Raw genomic sequence first — 26,748 nt, 5'->3', positions numbered from 1 at the left:
GGATCTTGTCCACAGGTGCGCCCGGACGTGCAGAAGCCTGCCAGAGGTCCTGCAGGGCCGCTGAGCCGGACTTCTGCACGTCCGGCGTCACGCGCGTCAGCGGGCCAGGTCGGGGCGGGGGGCTGAGGCGGGGCTGGCCGGCTCGCTGCCGGGCCCGGCGCCGGGGTCGGTGCCGCGCCAGCGGCCCAGGGCCGCCATCAGGTGGTACAGGCCGACCGCGGCGATCGTGCCCAGCGCGATCCCTGTCAGCTGCAGGTCGCCGACGGTCAGGGTGTAGTCGGCGATGCCGATGATGAGCGCCACGCCGGCGCTGGTCAGCACCGCGGGCCGGGAGAAGTCGACGCGGGCCTGCACCCAGATCCGCGCGCCCAGCACGCCGATGAGGCCGTACAGCACCGTGCCCGCCCCGCCGAGCACGCCGGCCGGCACGCTGGCGATGACCGCGCCGAACTTCGGGCACAGGCTCAGCACCAGCGCAGCGCCAGCCGCCACGGCGTACGCGGCGGTGGAGTAGACGCGGCTGGCGGCCATCACGCCGATGTTCTCGGCGTAGGTGGTGGTGCCGGAGCCGCCGCCGAGGCCGGCGAGGGTGGTGGCCAGGCCGTCGGCCAGCAGCGCGCGCCCGGTGAGGGGGTCCAGGTCGCGCCCGGTGAGCGCGGCCACCGAGCGGACGTGGCCGACGTTCTCGGCGACGAGGACGAGCACCACCGGCACGAAGACCGCCAGCACGGTCACGTCGAACGTCGGGGTGGAGAACTCCGGCAGGCCCACCCAGGCCGCCTCGCGCACCAGGTCGAAGGAGACCTCGCCGCGCACCACGGCCACGAGGTACCCGACGAGCACCCCGAGCAGGATCGACAGCCGCCCCAGCAGGCCGCGCAGCAGCACCGACGCCAGCACGACCGCGGCGATGGTGACCACCGCGGTGACCGCGCCCTCCTGCACGTTGGCCCACGCCGCCGGGGCGAGGTTGAGGCCGATGAGCGCCACGATCGTGCCGGTGACGGCGGGCGGCAGCAGCCGCTCGATCCACGCGGCGCCGGCGCGCTGCACGAGCAGGCCGACCAGCGCGAGCAGCACCCCGGTGACGACGACGCCGCCGAGGGCCGCGCCGGGGCCGCCCGCGCTCTGCGCGGCGCTGATCGGCGCGATGAACGCGAAGCTGGAGCCGAGGTAGCTGGGCAGGCGCCCGCGCGTCAGGAGCAGGAACAGCGCCGTGCCGACGGCGGAGAAGAACAGCGTCGTCGACGGCGGGAAGCCGGTGATGAGCGGCACCAGGAAGGTGGCGCCGAACATCGCCACCACGTGCTGCAGCCCGATGCCGGTGGTGCGCGGCCAGCTCAGCCGCTCCTCCGGCGCGACCACCGCTCCCGGCGCGATGGTGCGCCCGTCCCCGTGCAGCTGCCAGAACCCGCCCGTGCGTGCCACGAACCCTCACCCTCACCCGTGCTGCGGCCACCGCCCGGTGCTGCGCGGCCAGCAGACGCTAGTGGGTGCGGGCGCCGCCCCGGGCGCGTCCGGCGCGAGCAGGCTCAGAACAGGACGGTGGCGAAGGTCCCGACCCTCTCGAAGCCCACGGCCTCGTAAGCGCGCACGGCGCGGGTGTTGTAGTCGTTGACGTACAGGCTGACCTGCGGGTAGCCCGCCGCCTGGGTGGACAGCACGACGGCGGCCATGCCCGGCTCGGCGAGGCCGTGGCCGCGGTGCTCGGGGTGCACCCAGACGCCCTGGACCTGCGCGACGCCGGGGGCCACGGCGCCCAGCTCGGCCTTGAACACCACCTCGCGGGAGCTGCCGCTGCCCTCCACGCGCACGTAGGAGCGGCCGGCGGACACCAGCTCCTCCACGCGGCGGCGGTAGGTGGCCCCGCCGTCACCGGCGGTCGGGGAGTAGCCCACCTCCTCGGTGAACATCGCGATGCAGGCGGGCACGAGCACGTCGAGGTCGTCGGCGGTGGCGCGGCGGACGGCGGTGTCGGGGGCCACCAGCGGGGGCGTCCTGATGGCCATCAGCGGCTGGTCCGGCCGCACGTCGCGGGCAGGGCCCCAGCTGCCCTCCAGCCGCTGCCAGAGGCCGACGACGGCGGGCGCCGAGCCGACCAGCGAGGAGCAGCGGCGCCCCACGCGCCGGGCGCGGGCGGCGAAGGCGTCCAGGGCCGCGCCGGCCTCGTCCGCGGACAGCGACGTGCTGAGCACCGGCACGAGGTTGGCGCCGTCCCAGCAGATCGCCTGCAGGCGGCCGGGGGCGCCCCACCCCCACAGCTGCCCGCCCATCCGCGCCGGGGCCGCGCCGACGGCGGCGACGCGGCTGGTGACGAAGATGCTCGCCACCGGGTCCTGCGCGCACAGCGCGAGGACGTCGGCGCGGTCGGCGTCGTCGAGGACGCGCAGCGGGCTGCGGAACACAGGCGGCATCCTGCCGGTCGGCGCCGCCGCTGCGCCCGGCGAGGGCTCCCGTCGGCCCCGCCGGCAGCCGGCCGGCGGGCCCGCCGGCAGCCAGTGGGCAGCCCGCCGGCAGCCCGCCGGCAGCCCGCCGGCAGCCCGCCGGCAGCCCGTCAGCCGACGGAGACGGACGGCGAGGCGCCCTCGACCTCGCCCATCTCGGCGGCCAGGCGGTTGGCCTCCTCGATGAGGGTGGCCACGATGTCGTGCTCGGGGACGGTCTTGATGACCTGGCCCCTGACGAAGATCTGGCCCTTGCCGTTGCCGGAGGCGACGCCGAGGTCGGCCTCGCGGGCCTCGCCGGGGCCGTTGACGACGCAGCCCATGACCGCCACGCGCAGCGGCACGGTCATGCCCTCCAGGCCCGCGGTGACCTCGTCGGCGAGGGTGTAGACGTCCACCTGGGCGCGTCCGCAGGAGGGGCAGGAGACGATCTCCAGCTTGCGCTCGCGCAGGTTGAGCGACTGCAGGATCTGGATGCCGACCTTGACCTCCTCCACCGGCGGCGCCGACAGGGAGACGCGGATCGTGTCGCCGATGCCCTTGCTCAGCAGCGCGCCGAAGGCGGTGGCGGACTTGATGGTGCCCTGGAAGGCCGGGCCCGCCTCGGTGACGCCCAGGTGCAGCGGCCAGTCGCCCTTCTCGGCGAGCAGCTCGTAGGCGCGCACCATGACCACGGGGTCGTTGTGCTTGACCGAGATCTTGAAGTCGTGGAAGTCGTGCTCCTCGAACAGCGAGGCCTCCCACACCGCGGACTCCACGAGGGCCTCGGGCGTGGCCTTCCCGTGCTTGTCCATGATCCGCTTGTCGAGGGAGCCGGCGTTGACGCCGATGCGGATCGAGGTGCCGTGGTCCTTCGCCGCGCGGGCGATCTCCTTGACCTGGTCGTCGAACTTGCGGATGTTGCCCGGGTTCACCCGGACGGCCGCGCAGCCGGCCTCGATGGCGGTGAAGACGTACTTGGGCTGGAAGTGGATGTCGGCGATCACGGGGATCTGCGACTTCTTGGCGATGATGTGCAGCACGTCGGCGTCGTCCTGGCTGGGGCAGGCGACGCGCACGATGTCGCACCCGGACGCGGTCAGCTCGGCGATCTGCTGCAGCGTGGCGTTGATGTCGGTGGTCGGCGTCGTCGTCATCGACTGCACGCTCACCGGGGACTCGCTGCCCACCCCCACCGAGCCGACCCTGATCTGCCGGGTGGGACGACGGGGCGCCAGGACGGGCGGCGCCTCCTTGACGCTCGGCATGCCGAGGCTGACCGGGACCGATGCCATGCGACCAGTATCCCCCGGCGCCCCGGCGCCTCAGCCCAGGGTGATCGGCCTCACGACGTCGGCGTAGAGCAGCAGCCCGGACATCGCGATGATCACCAGCGTGACCGCGTACGTCACGGGGAGCAGCCGCGCCAGGTCGAACGGACCCGGGTCGGGCCGGCCGCGCCAGGAGGCCACCTTGCGTCGGGCGCCCTCCCACAGCGCCCCGGCCACGTGACCGCCGTCCAGCGGCAGCAGCGGCACGAGGTTGAAGACGAACAGGGCGAGGTTCAGCGAGCCGAGCACCGAGACGATCGCGGCCACGCGCTGCCCGGTGGAGGTGAACAGGTCGCTGCTGGCGATCTCCCCCGACAGGCGGCCCACGCCGACGATGCCGATCGGCCCGTTGGGGTCGCGCTCGCCGTCGCCGAACGCCGCCTGCGCCACGCCCACCATGCGCTGCGGCAGGGTGAGGACGATCTTGGCGACGCTCCAGGTCTGCTCGGCCACGAAGCCGGGCACGGCGGTGACGGGCTGGGCCACCACCTCCGTGGTCGGCGTGACGCCCAGGAAGCCGACCCGGTCGGTGAGCACGCGCCCGTCGGCGCCGGTCTCCACGGCGCCCGAGGAGGAGACCCGCGCCACCTCGTTGGGGATGATCGGCGCCTGCAGGGTGAGCTGCTGGCCACCGCGCTCGACGACGATCGGGACGGTGCTGCCGGCCGAGGCCCGGATGGCCCGCTGGACGCGGGTCCAGTCGCCGTCCGCGGCGACGCCGTCCACGGAGACGATGCGGTCCCCCTGCTGCAGCCCGGCCTGGGCGGCGGGGCTGGCGGGGTCGTCGGCGGCGCACTCCGTCTGCGTGCTGCCCGCGGGCAGCACGCACTGGGAGACCGAGCTCACCACGGGCGTGGTCTCCGGCAGCCCCGTGGTGGTGATGTAGGCGCCGAGCAGCACCGTGGCGATGACGAGGTTGACCACCGGACCGCCGAGCATGATGACGATCCGCTGGGCCACGGGCAGCCGGTGGAAGGAGCGGTGCTCCTCCCCGGGCAGCACCTCCTCGGCGGCCTGGGCGCGGGCGTCGGCGGCCATCTGCGCGAAGGCGCCCTGCCGGCGCTGGCGGCGCACCCGCCCGGCGGCGCGCTCGTCGCCGCCGAGGGCGCGCGCCTCGTCCTCGACGCGGTCCTCGACCACGGCGGTCAGCGGGGCGAACATGCCGACCATCCGCACGTAGCCGCCGAGCGGGACCGCCTTGACGCCGTACTCGGTCTCACCGCGCCGGCGCGACCACAGCGTGGGGCCGAAGCCGACCATGTACTGCGTCACCTTGACGCCGAACCGCTTGGCCGGCAGCAGGTGCCCGACCTCGTGCAGGGCGATGGACAGCCCCAGCCCGAGGACGAAGACCCCCACGCCGACGACCCACGCCACGACCTCGCCCACCGCTCAGCTCCCCACCAGCTCGCGGGCGCGCGTGCGCGCCCAGCCCTCCGCCGCCAGCACGTCGTCCACGGTCAGCCCGCCCGCTGGGAGGGGGCTGTGCTCGCCCACCACGCGCGCGACGGTGTCCACGATGCCCAGGAACGGCAGCCCGCCGCCGAGGAACGCGGCGACGCACTCCTCGTTGGCGGCGTTGAGGACCGCCGGCGCCGTGCCCCCCGCGGTGGCCGCCGAGCGCGCGAGCGCCACGGCCGGGAAGGCCTCCTCGTCGAGCGGCTCGAACGTCCACGAGGCGGCTTGCGTCCAGTCGATGCCGTAGCCGGCGCGCTCCACCCTGTCGGGCCAGCCCAGGCCCAGGGAGATCGGCAGGCGCATGTCCGGGGGCGAGCACTGCGCCAGGGTCGAGCCGTCGGTGAACTCCACCATGGAGTGCACCACCGACTGCGGGTGGACGACGACGTCGATGCGCTCCAGCGGCAGGTCGAACAGCAGGTGCGCCTCCACCACCTCCAGCGCCTTGTTGACCATGGTCGCGGAGTTCGTGGTGACCACCGGGCCCATGGCCCACGTGGGGTGCGCCAGCGCCTGCTCGGGCGTGACACCGGCCAGGGAGGCGCGCGAGCGGCCGCGGAACGGCCCGCCGGAGGCGGTGAGCACCAGGCGCCGCACCTCTGCTCCCGAGCCGCCGCGCAGGCACTGGGCGATGGCGGAGTGCTCGGAGTCGACCGGCACCACCTGCCCGGGGGCCGCGAGGCCCTTGACCAGCGGCCCGCCCGCCACCAGCGACTCCTTGTTGGCCAGCGCCAGCACGGTGCCCGCCTCCAGGGCGGCCAGGGTGGGCCGCAGGCCCACCGAGCCCGTCATGCCGTTGAGGACGACGTCGGCGGGGCGGCGCGCCAGCTCGGCCGCCGCCTCCGGCCCGGCCAGCACCTCCGGGGCCCACCCGGCCCGCCCGGCGGCCCGGGCGGCGTCGGCCAGGTGCTCGCGCAGAGCCCCCTCCGCGCCGGTGTCGGCCACCCCCACCGCGGCCACGTCCAGGCGCACGGCCTGCTCGGCCAGCTGGCGCAGCCGGGCGGGGTCGGACCCGCCGGCCGCCACCGCCACGACGCGGAAGCGGTCGGGGGCGCTGGCGACGACGTCCTCGGCCTGGGTGCCGATCGAGCCGGTGGAGCCCAGGAGGACGACGTCGCGCGCACTGCTCACGCCCCCATCCTCGCGCGCCGATGATGGGGGCGTGAGCAGCACGTCCACCACCGCGGACGCCGCCGACGGCGCAGCCCCGCTGCAGCGCCCCTCGTGGTGGCGCCTCACGCGCTGGGCGCTGGTGGTGCTGCTGCTCGGCGTGGTGGTGGTCGAGGTGGTGGCCGGGCGCCGCGACGTCGTGCGCGCCCTGCGCGCGGTGAGCGACCCGGTGTGGTGGGCGCTCGGGCTGGCCGCGGTGGTCGACCTGGCCTCGATGGTGGCCTACGCGGTCATGCAGCGCCGGCTGCTGCTGGGAGCGGGGGTGCCGCGCCGCGCCGCCCGCCGCTGGCCGACCACCTCGCTCGCCTTCGAGGCGCACTCCCTGAGCGTCTCCCTGCCCGGGGGCCGGTGTTCTCCACCACGCACAACTTCGCGCGGATGACGGCGATGGGAGCTCCCCGGCCCACCGCGACGTGGGTCATCGCCGTCGGCGGCGTGCTCTCCTCCGCGGCGCTGGCGCTGCTCGGCGCGGTGGCCGGCTTCTGGGCCGGGGCGCGCGGCGACGTGGTGCACCTGCTGGTGGCGGCCGCGGTCGTCGTCGTCGTGGTGGTCGCGGCCCGGCTGCTGGGCGCGCGCCGCGCGTGGGCCTCGACGGTGCACGACGTCACCACCGCCGGGCTCGCGCGGCTGTCGGGGCGGCGGCCGCGCACCGGTGCCGCGCTGCACCGCGTCCACGAGGGCGCCCGGGGGCTGGCCGCCGTCCGCGTGCGGCCGGCCACCTGGGTGTGGGCCGGCGCCGGCGCGCTGGCCAACTGGGTGCTCGACGCGGCGGCGCTGTGGCTGTGCTGCACCGCGGCGGGGCTGGACGGGCTGCGCCCGGAGCACGTGCTGCTCGCCTACACCGCGGCCATGGCGGCGGCCTCCTTCCCGCTGGTGCCCGCCGGGCTGGGGGTCGTGGACGCCGCGCTGACGGTGGGCCTGGTCACGGCCGGGGCGACGCCGGGCGAGGCGCTCGCCGCCGACGTCCTGTACCGGGCGGTCAGCCTGGGCCTGGTGGGCGGCACCGGGTGGGTGCTCTGGGCGCTCCACCGGCGGCGGGGAGTCCTAACCTCGTCCCCATGACCACCACGGCCGACCCCCGCTCGTCCACCGGCAGCGCCACCGGCTCCCCCACCGGCTCCCGCGAGCCGCTGGAGCAGGTCCGCAGGCTCGTCACCGAGGTCCCCGGTCCGCGCTCCAGGGCGCTGCAGGAGCGCCGGCTCGCGGCGGTCAGCAGGGGCGTGGGGTCCACCCTGCCGGTGTTCGTGGAGCGCGCCGAGGGCGCCGTGCTGCTCGACGCGGACGGCAACCAGCTCATCGACCTGGGCGCCGGCATCGCGGTGGTCAACGTGGGCCACGCCCAGCCGCGCGTCGTGGAGCGCGTGCAGGAGCAGGTGGCCGACTTCACCCACACCTGCTTCATGGTCACCCCGTACGAGGAGTACGTGGCGGTCTGCGAGGCGCTGGTGCGCCTCGCCCCGGTGCAGCAGCCCGCCAAGGCCGCGCTGTTCAACACGGGCTCGGAGGCGGTGGAGAACGCCGTGAAGATCGCCCGGCACGCCACCGGGCGCGACGCCGTCGTCGTCTTCGACCACGCCTACCACGGCCGCACCAACCTCACGATGGCCATGACCGCCAAGGCCATGCCCTACAAGAAGGGCTTCGGCCCCTTCGCGGGCGAGGTCTACCGCGCCCCGATGAGCTACCCCTTCCGCGACCCCGAGGGCATGACCGGCGAGCAGGCCGCCGCCCGCGCCATCTCCGTCATCGAGTCCCAGGTGGGCGCGGACCAGGTGGCCTGCGTGGTCATCGAGCCGGTCCAGGGCGAGGGCGGCTTCATCGAGCCCGCCCCCGGCTTCCTGCCCGCGCTGGCCGCGTGGTGCCGCGAGCACGGCGCGCTGTTCGTGGCCGACGAGGTGCAGACCGGGTTCGCGCGCACCGGCGACGTCTTCGCGTGCGAGCGCGAGGGCGTGGTGCCCGACCTGGTGACCCTCGCCAAGGGCGTCGCGGGCGGCCTGCCGCTGGCCGGCGTCGTCGGGCGCGCCGACGCCATGGACGCGGTGCACACCGGCGGCCTGGGCGGCACCTACGGCGGCAACCCCGTCGCCTGCGCCGCGGCCCTGGGCGCGCTGGACGCGATGGCCGACCTCGACCTCACCGGCACCGCCCGCAGCATCGAGGAGCGGATGCTGCCGCGGCTGCGCGCGCTGCAGGCCCAGCGCCCCGGGATCGGCGACGTGCGGGGCCGCGGCGCGATGCTCGCCCTCGAGGTGGTGAAGACCGACGGCGGCGTCGCCACGCGCGAGCCCGACGCCGCGGGCGCCGCCGCCATCAGCGCCGCCTGCCACGCCGCCGGCGTCGTGACGCTGACCTGCGGCACGCACGGCAACGTGCTGCGCTTCCTGCCGCCGCTGACCATCGAGCCCGCTCTGCTGGACGACGCCCTCGACGTGCTCGAGGCGGCGGTGCTCTCAGCGCTGGCGGGCTGACGGGCCGCTGAGCGCCCGGCCGCGCGCCTGACCGCCGGGTGTCGGCCCACCCGGCGGCGGCCCACCCCGTCGCGGTCCACCCGGTCGCGGTCCACCCGGTGGCGGCGGCGGGCTGTCGGGGCCAGGCTGCCGGGCGTGACGTTCGACCCCGGTGGCCGCATCGACCCCGGCCGCGCCTCAGGCGGAGGCGGTGGGCGCCGCGGCGTCGCCGTCGGCGGCGGGCTGGGCGGCCTGCTGCTCCTGCTCGTGGGCGCCTACTTCGGGGTGGACCTGTCGGGCCTCACCGGGGGTGACCCCGGCGCCGGCCAGGGCCAGGAGCAGACCGACGGCCGCGAGGCCTTCGCCCAGTGCACCACCGGCCAGGCGGCCAACGAGGACGTCGACTGCCGCGTCATCGCCACCGCCGAGTCGCTCGACGCCGTGTGGTCCGACCTGCTGCCGGGTGAGTACTCCCCGCCGGGCGTCAGGCTGTTCACCGGCGCCGTGAGCACCGGGTGCGGGCAGGCGACCACCGAGGTGGGCCCGTTCTACTGCCCGGGCGACCGCACGGCGTACTTCGACACCGCCTTCTTCACCGAGCTGACCGACAGGTTCGGCGCCAGCGGCGGCCCGCTGGCGCAGGAGTACGTGGTCGCCCACGAGTTCGGGCACGCCGTGCAGGACCAGCAGGGCCTGCTGGCCGCGGTGCAGGGCGACAGGGCCGGCGCGGACTCCGCGGCGGTGCGCAGCGAGCTGCAGGCCGACTGCTTCGCCGGGGTGTGGGCCCACCACGCCACGTCCACGCCGGACCCCGACACGGGCCGGCCGCTGCTGCAGCCGCTCACACCGACCGACGTCTCCGACGCGCTCTCGGCCGCGGCGTCCGTCGGCGACGACCGGATCCAGGAGGCGGCCACGGGCCGCACCGACCCCGAGACCTACACCCACGGCACCGCCGAGCAGCGCCAGCGGTGGTTCTCCACCGGCTACGACTCCGGGGACCCCGCCACGTGCGACACCAGCACCGGGCAGCTCTGAGTCACGCCGGCGGCGCGAAGCCCGGCGCGGTGCTGCCGAGCCAGGCCAGCGCCTGCGGCATCTGGGCCGCCCACACGCCGCTGCGGTGCCCGCCGGTCCGGGCGACCAGCGAGGTGACCGACATCGGCGCCTTCGCGGCCGCCAGGAACGCCTGCGTGGTGGGCCAGCTCTCGGGGTCGTCCCGGCTGGAGGCCACGAACAGGGACGTCGCCGGCGGGTCGCCGGCGGCGACGGCGACGAGGTCGTGCGCCTGCGCCTGCGGGCTGCCCGGGCCGAAGGCCTCGTACCCGCTGCCGGGGTCGTACCGGAAGTACCCGCCCATGACGATGCCCGCGCCGTACTGCTGGGGGTGCAGCACCGCCAGCTCCGCGGCGCACCACCCGCCCATCGAGAAGCCCATCGCCGCCCACGCCTGCGGGCTGGTGCGGGCGCGGTAGCTGGCCTCGACCGCCTGCGGCAGGTCGGTGGACAGCCAGGTCTCCAGCTGCGGCTGCCCGGGCGGCCCGTCGACGCACTCGGTGTCGCGGCCGGCGGGGACCCCGAGGTCGGGGATGACGACGATGGGGTCGTCCAGCTGGTGGGCCCCCACCGCCTGCGCCACGGCGGGGCGCACGTCGAGCGCGGTCAGCCACTGCCGGGGGTCGCCGGGGAAGCCGTGCAGCGCCACCAGGACCGGGTAGGTGGTGCCGGCCTGGGAGGGGTCGTCGTAGCCGCGGGGCAGCACCACCAGCGCGGTGCTGTTCACGCCCGAGGCCCCGGTCACGGTCAGCTGCTGCACCCGGCCGCCGTAGCCGGGCACCGGCTCTCCCTCCGGTGCGGTGGGGCGGGTGGTGCCCGCCGCCAGCGCGGCGGACTGCGCCGCCGTCAGCGCCACCGGCGCGGTCCCGGGGGTGAGGACCCCGGCGCCGGCGCTGCCGCCGGCCAGGTCCGCCCAGCCGCTGTAGAAGCTGAAGCGGTCGTTGGCCCAGACGAGCAGGGCCAGGACGACGAGGAGGTTGACCGCGAGCAGCGCGGCGCTGCGCGCGAGCACCGCGGCCGGCCCGCCGCCCGCGAGCCGGCGCCACAGCACCACCACCGCGGCGGAGGCCAGGACGGCGAGCGCGGCGCTGCCCCACTGCACCAGGGACCCGGTCAGGCTCACGGGGCCATCCTCGTGAGCCGCCTGCGAGCGCCCTGTGCTCCCGGCGGAGGTCACCTGGGAGGTCGCGGTCCCCCTCCGGCGCCGGGCACGAGCAGCGGGCGCCACCGACCCGAGGGGGCCTGGGCGGCGCCCGGCGTCATCCCGCGGTCGGACCGCCGGCAGCTCCGGCGGCGGTCAGGTCCTTGGCCAGGTGGATGCTGTGCGGGGAGCAGGCGTAGTGCCCGAAGGGCGCCGTCGGCCCGTAGCCGGCGCTGCGGTAGAGGGCCACGGCCTCCGGCTGCATGGCTCCCGTCTCCAGCACGAGCCGGTGGTGCCCCAGGGCCCTGGCGCGCTCCTCGACGGCCTCCAGGAGCCGGCGGGCGTGCCCGCGGCGCCGGTGCGCGGCGCGCACGTACATGCGCTTGAGCTCGACCTCCCCGCCGCCGTGGTCGCGCAGCCCCGCGGTGCCGACCGCCTCACCCCCGACGAGGGCGACCAGGAAGGCGCCTCCGGGCGGGGCGAACTCGGCCGGGCTCAGCGGGGTGTCGTCGGGGCCGCCGTAGCGCTGCACGTACTCGGCCTGCACCTCGGCCACGAGCTCCTGCACCAGCGGGCTGTCGTAGGCGGCCTCCAGGAGCACCAGCTGCGTCACCGCGCCAGGGTGCCAGGCGCCCGAGGTCGCGGTAGACACGTGGTCCACCTGGAGAACACCGGGACACCAGCCCCTCTCACCTCCTGGAGGACCCGTGGGCAAGAAGTCACTCCTCATCGGCGCCGCGATCGGCTACGTGCTCGGAGCCCGTGCGGGCCGCGAGCGCTACGACCAGATCGCCGCGTCCGTCTCGCGCCTGTGGAACGACCCGAAGGTGAAGTCCAAGGTCGACCAGGCGCAGACCACCGCCGTCGACACCGCCAAGAGCGCCGCCGCCAGCGCCAAGGACGCCGCGTCGAACAGCTCCGCGCTGCAGTCCGTCAAGGACAAGCTGCCGGGCTCCTCGGGCTCCTCGAGCTCCGCCACCGGCGGCTCGGCCACCGGCGGCTCGGCGCAGCCGGGCTCCCCCACCCCGGCGACCCCGCGGACCGGCACGGGCACGGGCACGACGACGCTCCCGTCGACGTCCCCGCTGGACACCCCTGCCGGCACCAACACCGGCGGCCGCCCCTGACCCGCGCCCGGCGGGCCGCCACCAGCACCGCAGCGGTGCCGGTGGCGGCCGGGGCGGGCCTCAGGACGCCGGCGTGCGCTCCTGCAGCCCCCACGGGCTGGCGTAGCCGTCGTCGGCGGCCAGCAGGTCGAGGAACGGGCGGTGCGGCAGGGCCTCCGGGCCGAGCACGCCGGCGCCCGACCAGCGCCCGTCGGCGAGCAGCTCCAGCGCCACGGCGGGGTTGACGGCGGTCTGCCACACGACGCACTGGGCGCCGTACTCCTCCATCGACCAGGCGTTGTCGACCACGTGGTGCAGGTAGACCTCGCGGGGCCGTCCGGCGAAGCGCTCGCCCTTCCCGGTGCCGGTGACCAGCACGCCCGCGCACGTGGCGCCCTTCATGAGCGGGCCCAGGGTCGCCGGGTCGGGCAGCGCGGCCGCCACGACGTCGCGGGGGCTGACCTCCTGGCCCTTCACCCGGATCGGCTCGGTCCGGTCCAGGCCCAGCTTGCGCAGCGTCTTGAGGACGCCGATGAACTCCTCGCCCAGCCCGTACTTGAAGGTCACGCGGTCGGCCTGGAGCCACCGGGGCATGAGGAGCACCTCCTCGTGCTCCACGTGCACGCACTCCACCGGGCCGATGCCGCCCGGGAAGTCGAAGACCTCCGGCTCGCTGAACGGCGGCAGCGTGCTCCACCCGCCGTCGGACCACACGACCGGCGGGTTCAGGCACTCCTCGATGGTGGTCCAGATGGAGAACGACGGCGCGAAGTCGTAGCCGTCCACGGTGAGGTTCGCGCCGTCGCGGACGCCCAGCTCGGTGACCTCCTCGAAGAGCTCCTCGCAGGCGTAGCGGGCGAGCACGTCGGACAGGCCCGGCTCCACGCCGATGCCGACCAGGGCGAGCCGGCCGGCGTCCTCCCACCGCTGGGCCAGGGCGAACTGCTCGTCGCCGAGCTTGACGCCGGTCATCGAGTGCGGGTGCTCGGGGTGGGGCCTGGACAGGGACATCGCCATGTCGAGGTAGTCAGCACCCGCGGCGAGCGCCCCGGTGAAGATCGGCATCACGAAGCGGGGGTCGACTGCGTTCATGACGTGGGTGGCGCCGACCTCGCGGGCCAGCGCCTCCACCGAGGCGGCGTCGGAGGCGTCGACGCGCGCGGCGCTGAAGGCGCGCGTCGCTGCCGCGCCCTCCCGCCGCCGGACGGCCTCCACGGTCCGCTCGGCGCGGGCGAGGTCGTAGTCCGCCACGACGACGGCGTCGGCGAAGGGCCGGGCTCGGAAGCGACGGGCGAGGATCCGTGACAGGGCGTCACCGACGCCACCAGAACCCACCAGCAGGATCTTCATCGCCGGAGGCTACAGCGGCCGCAGCCGCCCCCTCCCTGTCGCCCGCGGCCGATCGACGCCATGATGCGGCGTCCGGGCGGTCTCCCCGCGCGGTGGTGATCACGAGGAGGTCGGTGTGGCGTCAGAGGTCGCGGCGGGCACGAGGGGCGGCGAGGGCAAGGGCCTGGCCACCGGGACCCTCGGCCTGTGGGGCAACACCGTCATCGGGCTGGCCTCCACGGCGCCGGCGTACAGCATGGCCGCCACGCTGGGCTACCTCGGCGTGCAGGAGAAGGCGCCGGCGATGTTCATCGTCGCCTTCATCCCCATGGTGCTGACGGCCATCGCCTACCAGCAGCTCAACCGGGCCGTGCCCGACTGCGGGACCACCTTCACCTGGGCCACCAAGGCGTTCGGGCCCGTGGTCGGCTGGCTGGGCGGCTGGGGCGTGGCCGTCTCGGCGATCATCGTGCTGGCCAACGTCGCGGAGATCGCGGGCATCTACACGCTGCGGGTGGTCGGCCTGGACGGGGTGGCCGACAGCCTCATCGGGAGGATGACCTTCGGCGTCCTGTTCATCGCGATCATGACCTACGTCAGCTACCGCGGCATCCTGCTGTCCGAGCGGATGCAGAACGTCCTCGTGGGCTGGCAGTTCACGTTCCTGGCGGTGCTGGCGGTGTGGGCCCTGGTGCTGGTCTACAACGGCGGGGCCGGCCCGCAGGCGGTGACGCCGGAGGTGGGGTGGTTCCTGCCGACCGGGCTGGAGTTCGGCGACGCCGTCGCGGCGATCGTCCTGTGCATCTTCCTGTACTGGGGCTGGGACGCCTGCCTGGCGGTCAACGAGGAGAGCAAGGACCCCGACCGCATCCCGGGCCGCGCCGCGACGCTGGCCACGATCATCCTGGTGGTCACGTACACGCTGGTGGCCACCGCCATCCAGGCCTACAGCGGCTTCGGCGACACCGGCATCGGCCTGAACAACCCCGACAACGCCGACGACGTCATCACGGTGCTCGGTGACCCGCTGGGCGGCTCCGTGCTCGCCGCTCTCCTGATGATCACGATCGCGGTCTCGGCGGCCGCCTCGACGCAGTCGACCATCCTGCCCACCGCCCGGGGCACCCTGGCCATGGCGGTCTACAAGGCGCTGCCGGCGCAGTTCGGGCGGGTGCACCCGCGGTTCCAGACGCCCAGCTTCTCCACGCTGGTCATGGGCGCCACCGCGGTCGGCTTCTACGTGCTGCTGTCGCTGATCAGCACCAACGCCCTGGCCGACTCGATCGCCAGCCTGGGCCTGGCCGTCGCGTTCTACTACGGCATCACGAGCTTCGCGTGCGTGTGGTTCTTCCGCCGCACGCTGCGCCAGTCGGCCGCCGCGCTGTGGCTGCGGGGGATCCTGCCCTTCCTCGGCGGCGTCTTCATGCTGGTGATCTTCGCCTACAGCGTGGTCGACATGGCGAACCCGGACTACGGGGAGACGGTCATCGGCGGTGTCGGCGGGGTCTTCGTCCTGGGCGTCGGCATGCTCGCGCTCGGGGTCCCGCTGATGCTGCTGTGCGCCATCCGCCTGCGGGCCTTCTTCCGCGGGGAGACCCTCAACGAGCGCACCGAGGTGCTCGTCCCCGACACCGGGGCGCCGCCCGTCGGCGGGCTCTGACAGACCAGCCAGGGGCAACGGATCCAGCAGCGGAAGGCCACTTCTGCAGCGGGATCCGTCGCCCTTGCTTGTGCCCGCCGCTGATCCGGGGCATCCTCGTGTCGCATGACGGCCCGCTCCAGCCCCGTGCTCGACGAGACCTCCAAGCGCATCGTCGAGCACCTGCAGGCCGATGGGCGCCGCTCCTACGCGGCCATCGCCGCCGACGTCGGCCTGTCGGAGGCGGCCGTGCGCCAGCGGGTGGCCAAGCTGCTCGAGGCGGGCGTCATGCAGATCGTCGCCGTGACCGACCCCATGCAGGTCGGCTTCCCGCGGCAGGCGATGGTCGGGGTGCGGTGCAGCGGCGACACCACCGCCGTGGCCGCCGTCCTGGCCGAGCTCGACGAGGTCACCTACGTGGTGGCCGTGGCCGGCAGCTACGACGTGCTGGCCGAGGTGGTCTGCGAGGACGACGACCGCCTGCTGGACCTGCTCTCCCGGCGCATCCGCGCCGTCCCGGGCGTCACCTCCACCGAGACGCTCGTCTACCTCAAGCTCATCAAGCAGCGCTACGACTGGGGGACCCGATGACGACGACTCCGCTCGACCGCACGCCCACCACCGGCACGCCCACCTCCGCCGGGGGCCTCACCCCCGCCGGCACGCCGCGCGCGCAGGCGGCGCGCCAGCACCTGTGGGGCCACTTCACGCGCCAGTCCGCCTGGGACCGCAGCGTCCCGGTGATCACCCGGGGCGAGGGGTGCTGGATCTACGACGACGCCGGCAGGCGCTACTTCGACGGCCTGGCGGGCCTGTTCACCGTGCAGGCCGGCCACGGGCGGCGCGAGCTCGCCGAGGCCGCCGCCCGGCAGGCGGGCGAGCTGGCCTTCTTCCCGCTGTGGTCCTACGCCACCCCGCCGGCGATCGACCTGGCCGAGCGCCTGACCTCCTACACCCCGGGCGACCTGGACCGGGTCTTCTTCACGACCGGCGGCGGGGAGGCCGTGGAGACCGCGTGGAAGCTGGCCAAGAACCACTTCAAGCTGGTCGGCAAGCCGATGAAGACCAAGGTCATCAGCCGGTCGGTGGCCTACCACGGCACCCCGCAGGGCGCCCTGGCCATCACCGGCATCCCCGCCGCCAAGGCCGTCTTCGAGCCGCTCGTGCCGGGCGGCTTCCGGGTGCCCAACACCAACGCCTACCGGGCTCCGGAACACCTGCGCGACGACCCGGAGGCCTTCGGGCGCTGGGCCGCTGACAGGATCGAGGAGGCCATCGAGTTCGAGGGCCCCGAGACCGTCGCGGCCGTCTTCCTGGAGCCGGTGCAGAACTCCGGCGGCTGCTTCCCTCCGCCGCCGGGCTACTTCCAGCGGGTGCGCGAGATCTGCGACCGCCACGACGTGCTGCTCGTCTCCGACGAGGTGATCTGCGCCTTCGGCCGGATCGGCTCGATGTTCGCGTGCACCGACCTCGGCTACACCCCCGACATCATCACCTGCGCCAAGGGCATGACCAGCGGCTACTCCCCCATCGGGGCCTGCATCGCCTCCGAGCGGGTCTACGAGCCGTTCGCGCACGGCAGCACGTCCTTCGCGCACGGGTACACCTTCGGCGGGCACCCGGTCTCGGCGGCGGTGGCGATGGCCAACCTCGACGTCTTCGAGCGCGAGGGCCTCAACGCCCACGTGCACGAGAAGGCGCCGGCGTTCCGGGCGACGCTGGAGAAGCTGCTCGACCTGCCGATCGTCGGCGACGTGCGCGGCGAGGGCTTCTTCTACGGCATCGAGCTGGTCAAGGACAAGGCCACGCGGGAGACCTTCTCGGGGGAGGAGGCCGAGCGCCTGCTGCGCGGCTTCCTGTCCTCGGCGCTGTTCGAGGCCGGGCTGTACTGCCGCGCCGACGACCGCGGCGACCCCGTCATCCAGCTCGCCCCGCCGCTGATCGCCGACCAGGCCGACTTCGACCTCGTCGAGGCCACGCTGCGCGACGTGCTGACCCGCGCCTGGACCCTCCTCTGAACCGGTGAGCCGCGGTGGCCGGCTGCCCATGATCACGGTGATCATGGGCAGCCGGCCACCCCACCGTCGCTGATCACGGCCCCCCGCGAGCGGGAGGTGCCCCCAGATCAGCCACCCTGGGCGGCGTGGAGCTCACCCCGGCAGCGCTGGCCTTCGTCACCGAGCGGCGCCTGGCGACCCTGACCACCCACCGCCCGGACGGCACCGCGCACGTCGTGCCGGTGGGCTTCACCTGGGACGAGCGGGCCGGCGTCGCCCGCATCACCGCCCGCTCCACCTCCCGCAAGGTGCGCAACGCCCGGCTCGCCGAGACCAGCGGCGGCCGGGCGGTGCTGTGCTCCTTCGAGCGCGCGCAGTGGATCACCCTGGAGGGGCCGGTCCGCGTGCGGGAGGAGCCGGAGGTGGTCGCCGACGCCGTCGCGCGCTACGCGGCGCGCTACGAGCGCGCGCCCCGGGAGGACCCGCTGCGGGTCGTCGTCGAGGTCGCGGTCGACCGGGTGATGAGCTCCTCCCACCTGCGCTGAGGCCGGGCGGGCTCAGGCGCGCTGGCGCCGGGCCCGGCGCTGGGCCAGGGCCACCCCGACGACGCCGAGCACCCCGCCCAGGACCGCGCCCCAGGCCGCTCCCCCGGTGAAGCCGCTGCTGCCCTGGACGCGCAGGACCCCGGCGCAGAAGGCGACCAGGAGGCCGACCATGACGACTGCGCGCCAGCGCAGGGCCCTGACCCCCTGCGCGGTGAGCGGGTTGACGCCGCGCGCCTGGGCGTAGGCCAGGACCACCCACGAGGCGACGCCCGGCACCAGGAGCACCACGAGCGCGTAGGGGACCGCCGCAGCGCCCCCGACCCACACCGAGACCACCGCGGCCACCGGGAGCAGCCACACGAGCAGCTGGAACCCCACGGCGCTGGCCTCGTTCCACACGTCGCGCTGGTGCTCCTCCTCGTAGAAGGGGCTGCCGAGGTCCCCCACGCGCGCGGCCGCCCGCACGAACCACCCGTCCCGCACCTGCTCGTTCATCGCTGCTCTCCTCCCACCGCCGCACGCGCGGCACCTGACGGCTCGTCCTGACCGAACAGCTCCTCGACGGTGCGGCCCAGCCGGGCCGCGATCGCCAGGGCCAGGTAGACCGACGGGGCGTAGTCGCCCGCCTCGACGGCGACGACGGTCTGCCGCGTCACGCCCGCTGCCGCGGCGAGGTCGGCCTGGGTGAGCCCCAGCACCGCCCTCGCCGCGCGGACCCCGTTGCTGCGGCCCCTCGCCGACGTCCTCCCCATGCCCACCAATGTCCAGTAGACCCGACACCGTGTCAAGTAGGCACGACAAGAAGTCGAGGGAACCAGACACCCTTCCCTCCGTCGGACCTCCCCGGCACACTGCTGCCGTGGCCCCTCCACCGGCGCAGCCCCTGCCTGACCTCCTCGTCCGCGACGCCGCGGCGTGGGGCGCCTGGCTCCAGGAGCACGCCGCCACGTCCCAGGGCGTGCGCCTCGCGCTGGCCAAGGGCGGAGCCACCGAGCCGACCTCGCTCGTCTACGAGGAGGCCGTGCTCGAGGCCCTCTGCCACGGCTGGATCGACGGGCAGTCGAGCACCCGCGACGCGGTCACCTACGCGGTCCGCATGACCCCGCGCCGCGCGCGCTCGAACTGGTCGGCGGTGAACGTGCAGCGCGTCGCAGCGCTCGAGGCCGCGGGCCGGATGCGCCCCCGCGGCGCCGCCGAGGTGGCGGCCGCCCGCGCCGACGGCCGGTGGGAGCGGGCCTACGCCGGCTCGGCGACCATCGAGCCCCCGCCCGAGCTCGCGCAGGCCCTCGCCGCGGACCCGTCGGCCGCCGCAGCGTGGGAGGCGATGTCGCGGGGCCAGCGCTACCCGTGGCTGTACCGGATGCACACGGTCAAGCGCCCCGAGACCCGGGCGCGCCACGTGGCCGCCCTCATGGAGGTGCTGCGCTCAGCGGACTCCTGAGCGGCGCCGCGGCAGCCGCCTGACCACCACGACGACGACGAGCGCCGCCAGCAGCGCGAGCGCCACCGCGCCCCACGGCGAGCCGGTCGCGGCCGACAGCGCCGCCGTCCACGCCGCCCACCCCACGGTCGCGTAGATCGTGGCGTGCAGCAGGCAGCCGACCACCATGGCCGCGGTGTAGCGCCCGAAGGGCATCCGCAGCAGGCCGGCGGCGCCGTTCACGGCCGTCTTGGTGCCCGTGGCGAGGAAGGACGCGGGCACCGCCAGCAGGCCCCAGCGCTGCACCGCCCGCACGCCCCGCCCGGCCGAGGCCCGCTGCAGCCAGCCACCGGCCCGCAGCACCCAGCGCGGGCGCCCCCGGCGCGCGGGCCCCTCGCCGGCGGACCAGGCGGCGGCCAGGCGGGCCAGCCAGTACGTCGCCTGGGTGCGGACCAGCACCACGGCGAAGAAGAAGGCGAACAGGGCCCAGAACGGGGCGCCGTCGGTCCAGGCCGGCACGCCGGTGACGCTACCCGCCGCCGCGCGGCGCTCGGGCACACTGCGCGGGTGCTGCGCACCGACGACCTCCAGGCCGGCAGGTCGCTGCTGTTCGCCGGGCCCGGCCGCGGGCCGCGGCGCGTCGTCGTCGCCCGTGCGCTCGAGGAGGTCCTGCCCGCCCTGCAGGAGGTGCAGGAGGCCGTCGCCGCCGGCAGCTGGGCCGTCGGCCTGGTGGCCTACGAGGCCGCGCCCGCCCTGGACCCGGCACTCGTGACCCGCGCCCCGGGCCCCGGGCTGCCGCTGGTCTGGTTCGCCCTGTGCGAGGCCCCCGCACCGACGGCGCCACCGGCACTCCCGGCGAGCGCGGCAGCGGGCTGGGCCGCCGGGCCGTGGGCTGCGGACACCACCCCCGAGCAGCACGCGGCCGCCGTCGCCGACGTGCGGCGCCGCATCGCCGAGGGCCAGACCTACCAGGTCAACCTCACCCTGCGCCTGGAGGCGCCCTTCGCCGGCGACGCCGCCCGGCTCTACGCCGACCTGGTGGCCGCGCAGCGCGGCGCGCACAGCGCGCTGCTCGACCTGCGCCCCTGGGGGGAGGACGTGGTGGTGGCCTGCGCGAGCCCGGAGTCCTTCTTCACCGTGCTCGCCGACGGGGAGCACCGGCGGGGCGGGCTCGGCGGCCAGGACCAGGAGGTCGCCCAGCGCGTGGTGGCGCGCCCCATGAAGGGCACGGCACCGCGGGGGCGGTCGGCCGCCGAGGACGCGCTCGCGCTGGCGCACCTGGCCGCCAGCGCCAAGGAGCGGGCGGAGAACGTCATGATCGTCGACCTGCTCCGCAACGACCTGCACCGCGTCTGCCACCCGTCGTCGGTCGAGGTCACCGAGCTTCTCGCCGCGCAGACCTACCCCACGGTGCACCAGGTGGTCTCCACCGTGGAGGGCGTGCTGCGCCCGGGGACCTCGGCGGTGGACGTGCTGCGGGCGCTGTTCCCCTGCGGGTCGGTGACCGGCGCCCCCAAGGCCTCGACGATGCGGGCGGTCGCCGAGCTCGAGCGCTCCCCGCGCGGGGTGTACTGCGGGGCCGTCGGCTGGCTGGCGCCCCCGGGCGAGCCGGTGCGGGCGAGCTTCGCGGTGCCGATCCGGACGGCGGTCGTCAGCGGCGGCCGCGTCGCCTACGGCACGGGCAGCGGCGTCACCTGGGGCTCGACCGCGCGCGCGGAGCACCGCGAGGTGATCGCCAAGGCCGCCGTCCTGGGACGGCGCGAGCAGGCGCACGGGCTGCTCGAGACCCTCGCCCACCGCCCCGGGTCCGGCCTGGTCGACGCCGAGCGCCACCTGCGCCGCCTGGCCTCCTCGGCGGCGTTCTGCGGGCTGCCGCTCGACCCCGACCGGGCGCGGGCGGCGCTGGAGGACGCCGTCGCGGGCGCCCGCGCCGCCGGTGGGCACGGGCCGCTGCGGGTGCGCCTGGAGCTGTCGGCCGACGGCGGCCTGTCGGTGACCACCGCGGCGCTGCCGTCGTCGTCGCCGTCCCCGGTGCGGCTGGCGCTCGAGGACGCACCGCAGGTGCGCAGCGACGACTGGTGGCCGCGGCACAAGACCACCCGCCGCGGCTGGATCGAGGCGCTGCGCGCCGAGCACGGCGTGGGCGCGCCCGGCGGCTCCGACGAGGTGGCGTGGGCCAACGAGCGCGGCGAGGTGTGCGAGGCGAGCACCGCCAACCTCGCCGTGCGCCTGGACGGGAGGTGGTGGACCCCGCCGGTGGAGTGCGGCCTGCTGCCCGGGGTGCTGCGCGAGCGGCTGCTGGAGTCCGGCCAGCTGGAGCTGCGCGTGCTGCACCCGCAGGACCTGCGCCGCGCGCAGGACCTGGCGGTGATCAGCTCGCTGCGCGGGTGGCGCCCGGCCGTGCTGGCCTGATCAGCGATTCGCGGCCGGCCCCTTCGCGGCGGGCTTCTTGGCGGCGGGCTTCTTCGCGGCGGGCTTCTTCGCGGCGGGCTTCTTCGCGGCGGGCTTCTTCGCGGCGGGCTTCTTCGCCGGCTTCGCGGGCGCCCTCGTCGCCGGCGGCCGCGGGGCCGGCGCCGCCGACGGCGCGCGCGGGGGCGCCGCCTCGGGGGTCCAGGCGCCCACCGGCGCGGTGCCCGGGACCACCGACAGGCGCCCGTCGGCGGCGCGGGTGAGGGTGCCGATGCTCAGGCGGCGGGGGTGGCGGATCGCCTCGCCCACCCGGTCCTCCCCGAGGAAGTACGTGGCCGAGGCGATGCGGAGCCTGCCCTGCGCGTCCAGGAACGCCGCTGAGCCGCCGGGTCCCTGCGCGGTGCCGCTGCTGGACAGCAGCGGGCGCTCGTCGGGCCGGGTGCACGGTCCGCTGGGGCCCCGCGGGCAGATGGCGTAGCCGGTGGCGTACCGGCTGCGCCCGGCGCCGTCCGTGGTGCCCCAGTGGTTGGCCGAGTAGAACAGGTAGGTCGTGCCGCCGTAGCTCACCATCGACGGGTTCTCGATGGTGGTGCCCTCCCAGCCGCCCTCGTGGGTGGTCAGCAGCGTCGTCCACGGGGCGCCGGGCCGGGGACGGCCGTCACCGCCCAGCTCCACGGACATGATCGCGCTGGGGTGGCTGCCCACCTTGCCCAGCGCCTTCCACAGCAGGTGGTCCTTGCCGGTGACGGGGTCGTGGTAGGCGGCAGGGTCGATGGAGCCGTCGGGGTCGCTCGCCACCGGCTGGCACTGGAGCGGGCCGGTGCTGTCGTCGCGGAAGGGCCCGAGCGGGCCGGGGCCGGTGGCCACGGTCAGGCAGAAGCGGGTGGGGCCCACGCGCACCGCGGAGTACAGGTACCAGGTGGAGCCGATCTGGAAGGCCGAGGGCGCCCAGTACTCGGTGCGCACCCACGGGCCGTCGGAGGTCTTCAGGCCCCACGAGGCGGGCTGCACCAGGACGTCGTTGTTGTGGTACTTGTCCCAGTCCGACCACGGCTGGGCGCGGAATTCCGCGGGCACCGCCGGGTCGGCGGCCACGGAGTACCCGGGGGTGCCGGGCGGCCCGGCCTGGCTGTAGGTCGGCCGCGCGCGCCAGGTCACCAGGTCGGTGCTGACCAGGGCGGGCACGTACCGGCCGGCGGTGTTGGTGGCGTAGGCGTAGTAGGTGTCGCCGACCCTGACCACGGAGGGGTCGGCGAAGTCGCCCTGCCACACCTCCCCCGGCACCGTCCAGCCGTGGGCGATCTCCGAGGCGCGGGTCTCGCTGCCGTCGACGGCGGCGGCCGTGGCGGCGGGCAGCACCACGAGGCCGCCGAGCAGGCCGGCGAGCGCCGCGGCGGCGCCGGCGCGCAGGCGCGCCCGGCGGGTCCGGCCGGTCAGCGGGCTGGTGCGAGCGGGGTGGGCCACGTGGACGTGGTCGGCACCCGGCGGCCGGGGCCGCAGGCCCGCTGCTCCGTCCGGAGGAGCGCTGTCGCCCGTCCGCGCGCCGGGGTGGCGCTCAGACCGTGGCGGCGCTCAGACGGTGGCGGAGGACGCCATCACCTCGACGGCGCGGTCGATGAAGGCGTCCACCTGGTGCTCGGCGTAGCCGTGGTCGCCGCGGCGGGTCGTGAAGACGGCGCGGCGCAGGTCGTCGTGGCCCAGGCCGTGCTCGCCGTCGAGCCAGCCGCCGATGCGGTCGCACAGCTCGTCGACCTCGGTGGGGTCGTAGCCGGGCTGGCCGGGGGCGGCCCGCTCGAACCTGTCGCCCTCGGGACGCTCCAGGCGGGGGCGCAGCGTGGCGGCCCGCGCCGCCAGCTCGGCGTAGGCGCGGTCGGCGCCGAGGCGGCCTCGCACCACCTCCTGCTCGCGGCGCAGGAAGGCGTCCTCCATGCGGTCGAGCGCGGCGTCGACCATCTGCACGTCGTAGCCGCGGCGGACGAGGTCGAAGCCGACCTCGCGCACGTCCCGGCTGCTGACGCCGCCGCGGGGGCCGCCGGTCTCGTAGGAGACGCGGGCGCGGGCGAAGAACTCCTCCACCTGCTCCACGGCGTAGCCCCGCCGGAAGCCCGTCGTGCGCTCGAACGTCGGCCCCGGACTCACCCCAGCATGGTGCCCCAGCGGCCCCACGGGCCGCAGGAGAACACGCCTGCGGGCGGCGCCCGTCGGGTCAGCGCACCCGCTGCACGGGCGGCTCGTCCCAGACCGGCTCGAGGGTCTCGCGCGCGGCGCCGTCGGCGCCCAGCACGAGGAACCTGTCGAAGCCGCGGGCGAACCAGCGGTCGTGGGTCACCGCCACGACGGTGCCCTCGAAGCGCTCCAGGGCCGCCTCCAGCGCCTCGGCGGACTCCAGGTCGAGGTTGTCGGTCGGCTCGTCGAGCAGCAGCAGCGTGGCACCCGACAGCTCCAGCATCAGCACCCCGAAGCGGGCGCGCTGACCGCCCGACAGCGTCTCGGCGCGCTGCTCGGCCGACCTCGCCAGCCCGTAGCGGTCCAGGGCGCGGGTGGCGGGCTCGCGCGGCAGGCCCTGCCGGTGCCCGTCGCCGCGGTGCAGGACCTCCAGCAGCGTCTTCCCGGCGTGCGGGTCCGCGTTCGTGGCCGCCTGCCCGTGCAGCGCCGAGGACTGGCGGAACCAGCCTGGGCGCACCCTGGCGCCGAGCTTCGCCGTGCCGGTGTGCTCCACGGGCGCGGGCGGAGGTCCCTCCCCGACCGGCTCGTGCTCGGCCTCCGGGTGGGTGCCGCCGGTGGCGAGCAGGCGCAGCAGGTGGCTCTTGCCCGAGCCGTTGGAGCCCAGGACGGCGAGCCGGTCGCCCAGGTGCAGCTCGAGGTCGAAGGGGGCCACCAGGCCGGTCAGCCCCAGCTGCGTGCAGGTGACCGCGCGCTTGGCCGTCCGCCCGCCGCGCAGGCGCATGCCCAGGCGCTGGGCGACGGGCGCGGCCTCGGGCGGGCCGGCCTCCTCGAAGCGCGCCAGGCGCGTCTGCGCGGCCTGGTAGCGGCTGGACATGCCGTCGTTGAAGGTGGCCTTCTGCTTGAGGGTGACCACCAGCTGGCGCAGCGCCGCGTGGTCCTCGTCCCAGCGGCGGCGCAGCTCCTCGAGCCGGGCGGCGCGGTCGGCGCGGGCGTCGGCGTACCCGTCGAAGCCGCCGCCGTGCACCCACAGCCGTGCGCCCGCAGCGGAGGGCTCCAGCGTGGCCACGCGGGTGGCGGTGCGGGCGAGCAGCTCGCGGTCGTGGCTGATGAGCAGCACCGTGCGGCCGCTGGCGACGAGCGCCTCCTCCAGCCAGCGCTTGCCGGGGACGTCGAGGGCGTTGTCGGGCTCGTCCAGCAGCAGGACCCCGTCCGGGCCGCGCAGCAGGGACTCCAGCAGCAGGCGCTTGCGCTCACCGCCGGACAGGGTGGCGACGTCGCGCCGGCGGGCCCGCTCCCAGCCGACGCCGAGCGCGGCGGTGCACACGACGTCCCAGGCGACCTCGGCCTCGTAGCCGCCCGCGTCGCCCCAGGCGGTGATCGCCTCGGCGTAGCGCATCTGGGTCGGCTCGTCGTCGAGCTCCATCATCGCCAGCTCGGCGGCGTCGAGCTCGGCCGCGGCGGCGCGCAGGGCGGCGGGGGCCACCGAGAGCAGGAGGTCGCGGACCTCGGCGGCGCCGGCCCCGGCGGACTGCTGCATGACCTGCAGCTCCCCGGAGCGGACGACGGACCCGGCCGTGGGGGCCAGCTCCCCGGTGATGATGCGCAGCAGGGTGGTCTTGCCCGTGCCGTTCGGGCCGACCAGGGCGGTGCGCTGGCCGTCCCCGACGCGCAGGCCGACGTCGCGCAGCAGCGGCCGGCCGTCGGGGAGGTCGTAGGAGATCCCGCTGACCTCGAGGTGCGCCACGGGCGTCGATCCTCCCCGACGCCCTGGCCCGCCGTCACCCGGGTTTCCTCTTCCCGACGATCACGGGGCTCCGCGCCACACCTGCGGTCACCAGGGCTCCTGCCTGGGCACGCTGGCGTCCGGTGGGCAGGCTCCTGTCCGCTTCCGGGGCGGGAAGCGGACGTCAGCCTGCCCACCGGACGTCACGCTCCCCCCGGGGAGGTGCGCTGGCCCGGGGCGAGCCTCAGACGGTGGCGGGCTCCTGCTCGGTCCGCCGGTGCGCCGGGGTCCAGCCCAGGGCCGGGGCCACGTGCTCGGCGACGGTCGCCAGCAGCCGGGTGTTGTACTCCACGCCCAGCATGTTGGGGATCGTCAGCAGCAGCGTGTCCGCCTCCTGCACGGCCACGTCGCGGGCCAGCTGCTCGGCGACGGCGTCGGGCTCCCCGGCGTAGTGGCGCCCGAAGCGGGCCAGGCCGCCGTCGAGGAAGCCGACCTGGTCGGTGCTGTCCACGTCGCCGCCGAAGTACATCCTGTCGAGGTCGGTGGTGATCGGCATGACGCTGCGCGAGACCGACGTCCGGGGCGTGCCGGACCAGCCGGCCTGCGCCCACGCCTCGCGGAAGCCGGCGATCTGCTCGGCCTGCAGCTGGTCGAAGGGCACACCGGTGTCCTCGGTGAGCAGCGTGGAGCTCATGAGGTGCATGCCCTGCTCGCCGGCCCAGCGGGCGGTGGCGCGCGTCCCGGCGCCCCACCAGATCCGGTCGGCCAGGCCGGGGGCCTGCGGCTGGACGGACAGCAGTCCCTCGCGACCCGTCATGCGCGCGTCCATCGGCGCCACGCCCGCACCGGCGACGGCAGCGCGGAAGCGCCGGGTGTGGTCGCGGGCGAGGTCGGCGTCGCTGCGCCCCTCGGGGGCGACGTGGCCGAAGGCCTCGGCGCCGCGCAGCGCGGGCTCGGGCGATCCCCGGCTCACGCCGAGCTGCAGCCTGCCGCCGCTGATGAGGTCGGTGGAGGCGGCCAGCTCCGCCATGGCCAGCGGCTCCTCGTAGCGCATGTCGATGACGCCGGTGCCCAGCTCGATGCGCGAGGTGCGCGCGGCCATGGCGGCCAGCAGCGGCCACGGGCTCGACAGCTGCGGCGCGAAGTGGTGCACGCGGATGAACGCGCCGTCCAGCCCGAGCTCCTCGGCGGCCACGGCCAGCTCGACGGTCTGCAGGAGGGCGTCGGCACCGGTGCGGACCTGGGAGCCGCGGGCGCTGCGCCAGTTGCCGAAGTTGAGGAACCCGATGTTCTTCATGTTTCAACCAACCGCCGGGGTCGCCGGGCTGTTCCCGCCCGCCGCCGGGCCCCGCGGGCAGGGACGGTGGACTGGGCGGTGGGTCAGGCGG

General features: G+C 75.7%; 26 protein-coding genes. 11 read left to right on the top strand and 15 right to left on the bottom strand.

Annotation, left to right across the window (positions count from 1 at the left end; all coding sequences use genetic code 11):
• Nucleotides 1–96: 96 nt before the first annotated feature.
• From ACUN9U_RS03890 to dxr, 5 genes are all read right to left on the bottom strand, one after another.
• Entirely contained in the window at nucleotides 97–1,428 is a 1,332-nt protein-coding gene (locus tag ACUN9U_RS03890; protein ID WP_445483604.1) for a uracil-xanthine permease family protein, read from the bottom strand.
• A gap of 104 nt (nucleotides 1,429–1,532) precedes the next feature.
• A complete protein-coding gene (locus ACUN9U_RS03885; protein WP_445483603.1) occupies nucleotides 1,533–2,414 on the bottom strand; it encodes a GNAT family N-acetyltransferase in 882 nt (293 codons plus the stop codon).
• 140 nt (nucleotides 2,415–2,554) lie between these two features.
• Nucleotides 2,555–3,718: a flavodoxin-dependent (E)-4-hydroxy-3-methylbut-2-enyl-diphosphate synthase gene (gene ispG, locus ACUN9U_RS03880; protein ID WP_445483602.1), complete on the bottom strand. Its 1,164-nt coding sequence runs from the start codon at nucleotides 3,716–3,718 to the stop codon at nucleotides 2,555–2,557.
• Between the two features lie 30 nt (nucleotides 3,719–3,748).
• Nucleotides 3,749–5,143 carry a M50 family metallopeptidase gene (locus tag ACUN9U_RS03875; RefSeq protein ID WP_445483601.1) on the bottom strand — a complete coding sequence of 465 codons (1,395 nt, stop codon included), beginning with the start codon at nucleotides 5,141–5,143 and terminating at the stop codon, nucleotides 3,749–3,751.
• A gap of 3 nt (nucleotides 5,144–5,146) precedes the next feature.
• Nucleotides 5,147–6,343 (bottom strand): 1-deoxy-D-xylulose-5-phosphate reductoisomerase, encoded by a 1,197-nt coding sequence (gene dxr, locus ACUN9U_RS03870; protein WP_445483600.1) that lies wholly within the window; start codon nucleotides 6,341–6,343, stop codon nucleotides 5,147–5,149.
• A 31-nt stretch (nucleotides 6,344–6,374) separates the two neighbouring features.
• Between dxr and ACUN9U_RS03865 the strand changes: the two genes are divergently transcribed.
• The 4 genes from ACUN9U_RS03865 to ypfJ all read left to right on the top strand — a co-directional run bounded on the left by ACUN9U_RS03865 (nucleotide 6,375) and on the right by ypfJ (nucleotide 9,867).
• Entirely contained in the window at nucleotides 6,375–6,764 is a 390-nt protein-coding gene (locus tag ACUN9U_RS03865) for a hypothetical protein (protein ID WP_445483599.1), read from the top strand.
• Nucleotides 6,765–6,769: 5 nt separating this feature from the next.
• Complete coding sequence (locus tag ACUN9U_RS03860; RefSeq protein ID WP_445483598.1) at nucleotides 6,770–7,444, top strand: lysylphosphatidylglycerol synthase transmembrane domain-containing protein; 675 nt, start codon at nucleotides 6,770–6,772, stop codon at nucleotides 7,442–7,444.
• Entirely contained in the window at nucleotides 7,441–8,850 is a 1,410-nt protein-coding gene (gene gabT, locus ACUN9U_RS03855; RefSeq protein WP_445483597.1) for a 4-aminobutyrate--2-oxoglutarate transaminase, read from the top strand. The genes ACUN9U_RS03860 and gabT overlap by 4 nt, the downstream gene beginning before the upstream one ends.
• A 135-nt stretch (nucleotides 8,851–8,985) precedes the next feature.
• Nucleotides 8,986–9,867 carry a KPN_02809 family neutral zinc metallopeptidase gene (gene ypfJ, locus ACUN9U_RS03850; protein WP_445483596.1) on the top strand — a complete coding sequence of 294 codons (882 nt, stop codon included), beginning with the start codon at nucleotides 8,986–8,988 and terminating at the stop codon, nucleotides 9,865–9,867.
• 1 nt (nucleotide 9,868) lies between these two features.
• Here ypfJ and ACUN9U_RS03845 read toward each other — a convergent pair whose 3' ends face one another.
• Together ACUN9U_RS03845 and ACUN9U_RS03840 are read right to left on the bottom strand one after the other, a co-directional pair.
• A complete protein-coding gene (locus tag ACUN9U_RS03845; RefSeq protein WP_445483595.1) occupies nucleotides 9,869–11,008 on the bottom strand; it encodes an alpha/beta hydrolase in 1,140 nt (379 codons plus the stop codon).
• A 136-nt stretch (nucleotides 11,009–11,144) separates the two neighbouring features.
• The gene (locus ACUN9U_RS03840; RefSeq protein ID WP_445483594.1) at nucleotides 11,145–11,639 is read right to left on the bottom strand and encodes a GNAT family N-acetyltransferase; all 495 of its coding nucleotides are present in this window, start codon (nucleotides 11,637–11,639) and stop codon (nucleotides 11,145–11,147) included.
• A 94-nt stretch (nucleotides 11,640–11,733) separates the two neighbouring features.
• On the opposite strand from ACUN9U_RS03840, the gene ACUN9U_RS03835 reads away from it, so the two are divergent.
• Nucleotides 11,734–12,153, top strand: a complete 420-nt coding sequence (locus tag ACUN9U_RS03835) for a hypothetical protein (RefSeq protein ID WP_445483593.1) — start codon at nucleotides 11,734–11,736, stop codon at nucleotides 12,151–12,153.
• 60 nt (nucleotides 12,154–12,213) lie between these two features.
• Here ACUN9U_RS03835 and ACUN9U_RS03830 read toward each other — a convergent pair whose 3' ends face one another.
• A complete protein-coding gene (locus tag ACUN9U_RS03830) occupies nucleotides 12,214–13,482 on the bottom strand; it encodes a saccharopine dehydrogenase family protein (RefSeq protein WP_445483592.1) in 1,269 nt (422 codons plus the stop codon).
• A gap of 115 nt (nucleotides 13,483–13,597) precedes the next feature.
• Between ACUN9U_RS03830 and ACUN9U_RS03825 the strand changes: the two genes are divergently transcribed.
• From ACUN9U_RS03825 to ACUN9U_RS03810, 4 genes are all read left to right on the top strand, one after another.
• Nucleotides 13,598–15,121 (top strand): APC family permease, encoded by a 1,524-nt coding sequence (locus ACUN9U_RS03825; RefSeq protein ID WP_445483591.1) that lies wholly within the window; start codon nucleotides 13,598–13,600, stop codon nucleotides 15,119–15,121.
• A 105-nt stretch (nucleotides 15,122–15,226) separates the two neighbouring features.
• A complete protein-coding gene (locus ACUN9U_RS03820; protein WP_445483590.1) occupies nucleotides 15,227–15,691 on the top strand; it encodes an Lrp/AsnC family transcriptional regulator in 465 nt (154 codons plus the stop codon).
• The gene (locus ACUN9U_RS03815) at nucleotides 15,688–17,118 is read left to right on the top strand and encodes an aspartate aminotransferase family protein (protein WP_445483589.1); all 1,431 of its coding nucleotides are present in this window, start codon (nucleotides 15,688–15,690) and stop codon (nucleotides 17,116–17,118) included. Before ACUN9U_RS03820 ends, ACUN9U_RS03815 begins: the two co-directional genes overlap by 4 nt.
• 125 nt (nucleotides 17,119–17,243) lie before the next feature.
• A complete protein-coding gene (locus ACUN9U_RS03810) occupies nucleotides 17,244–17,642 on the top strand; it encodes a pyridoxamine 5'-phosphate oxidase family protein (protein ID WP_445483588.1) in 399 nt (132 codons plus the stop codon).
• A gap of 12 nt (nucleotides 17,643–17,654) precedes the next feature.
• Here ACUN9U_RS03810 and ACUN9U_RS03805 read toward each other — a convergent pair whose 3' ends face one another.
• Together ACUN9U_RS03805 and ACUN9U_RS03800 are read right to left on the bottom strand one after the other, a co-directional pair.
• A complete protein-coding gene (locus ACUN9U_RS03805; RefSeq protein WP_445483586.1) occupies nucleotides 17,655–18,137 on the bottom strand; it encodes a DUF2029 domain-containing protein in 483 nt (160 codons plus the stop codon).
• Nucleotides 18,134–18,394 carry a helix-turn-helix transcriptional regulator gene (locus ACUN9U_RS03800; protein WP_445483585.1) on the bottom strand — a complete coding sequence of 87 codons (261 nt, stop codon included), beginning with the start codon at nucleotides 18,392–18,394 and terminating at the stop codon, nucleotides 18,134–18,136. The genes ACUN9U_RS03805 and ACUN9U_RS03800 overlap by 4 nt, the downstream gene beginning before the upstream one ends.
• 107 nt (nucleotides 18,395–18,501) lie before the next feature.
• Here ACUN9U_RS03800 and ACUN9U_RS03795 point away from each other — a divergent pair, with 107 nt between their 5' ends.
• A complete protein-coding gene (locus tag ACUN9U_RS03795) occupies nucleotides 18,502–19,083 on the top strand; it encodes a YdeI/OmpD-associated family protein (protein WP_445483584.1) in 582 nt (193 codons plus the stop codon).
• Here the strand turns inward: ACUN9U_RS03795 and ACUN9U_RS03790 are convergent.
• Nucleotides 19,069–19,581, bottom strand: coding sequence for a hypothetical protein (locus tag ACUN9U_RS03790; RefSeq protein WP_445483583.1), 513 nt, complete (start codon nucleotides 19,579–19,581; stop codon nucleotides 19,069–19,071). The genes ACUN9U_RS03795 and ACUN9U_RS03790 overlap by 15 nt on opposite strands.
• Nucleotides 19,582–19,629: 48 nt before the next feature.
• Between ACUN9U_RS03790 and ACUN9U_RS03785 the strand changes: the two genes are divergently transcribed.
• The gene (locus tag ACUN9U_RS03785; RefSeq protein WP_445483582.1) at nucleotides 19,630–21,474 is read left to right on the top strand and encodes a chorismate-binding protein; all 1,845 of its coding nucleotides are present in this window, start codon (nucleotides 19,630–19,632) and stop codon (nucleotides 21,472–21,474) included.
• On the opposite strand, the gene ACUN9U_RS03780 is transcribed toward ACUN9U_RS03785, so the two are convergent.
• The 4 genes from ACUN9U_RS03780 to ACUN9U_RS03765 form a co-directional block, all read right to left on the bottom strand.
• Entirely contained in the window at nucleotides 21,475–22,935 is a 1,461-nt protein-coding gene (locus ACUN9U_RS03780; RefSeq protein WP_445483581.1) for a family 43 glycosylhydrolase, read from the bottom strand. It abuts the gene before it with no gap.
• 108 nt (nucleotides 22,936–23,043) lie between these two features.
• Entirely contained in the window at nucleotides 23,044–23,610 is a 567-nt protein-coding gene (locus tag ACUN9U_RS03775; protein ID WP_445483580.1) for a DivIVA domain-containing protein, read from the bottom strand.
• Between the two features lie 67 nt (nucleotides 23,611–23,677).
• Entirely contained in the window at nucleotides 23,678–25,381 is a 1,704-nt protein-coding gene (locus ACUN9U_RS03770; RefSeq protein ID WP_445483579.1) for an ATP-binding cassette domain-containing protein, read from the bottom strand.
• Nucleotides 25,382–25,604: 223 nt separating this feature from the next.
• Nucleotides 25,605–26,657, bottom strand: coding sequence for an LLM class flavin-dependent oxidoreductase (locus ACUN9U_RS03765; protein ID WP_445483578.1), 1,053 nt, complete (start codon nucleotides 26,655–26,657; stop codon nucleotides 25,605–25,607).
• Nucleotides 26,658–26,748: the final 91 nt, after the last annotated feature.

The sequence above is a fragment of the Quadrisphaera sp. KR29 genome, from assembly GCF_052644995.1.
This window is presented reverse-complemented; position numbering and strand designations above follow the sequence as displayed.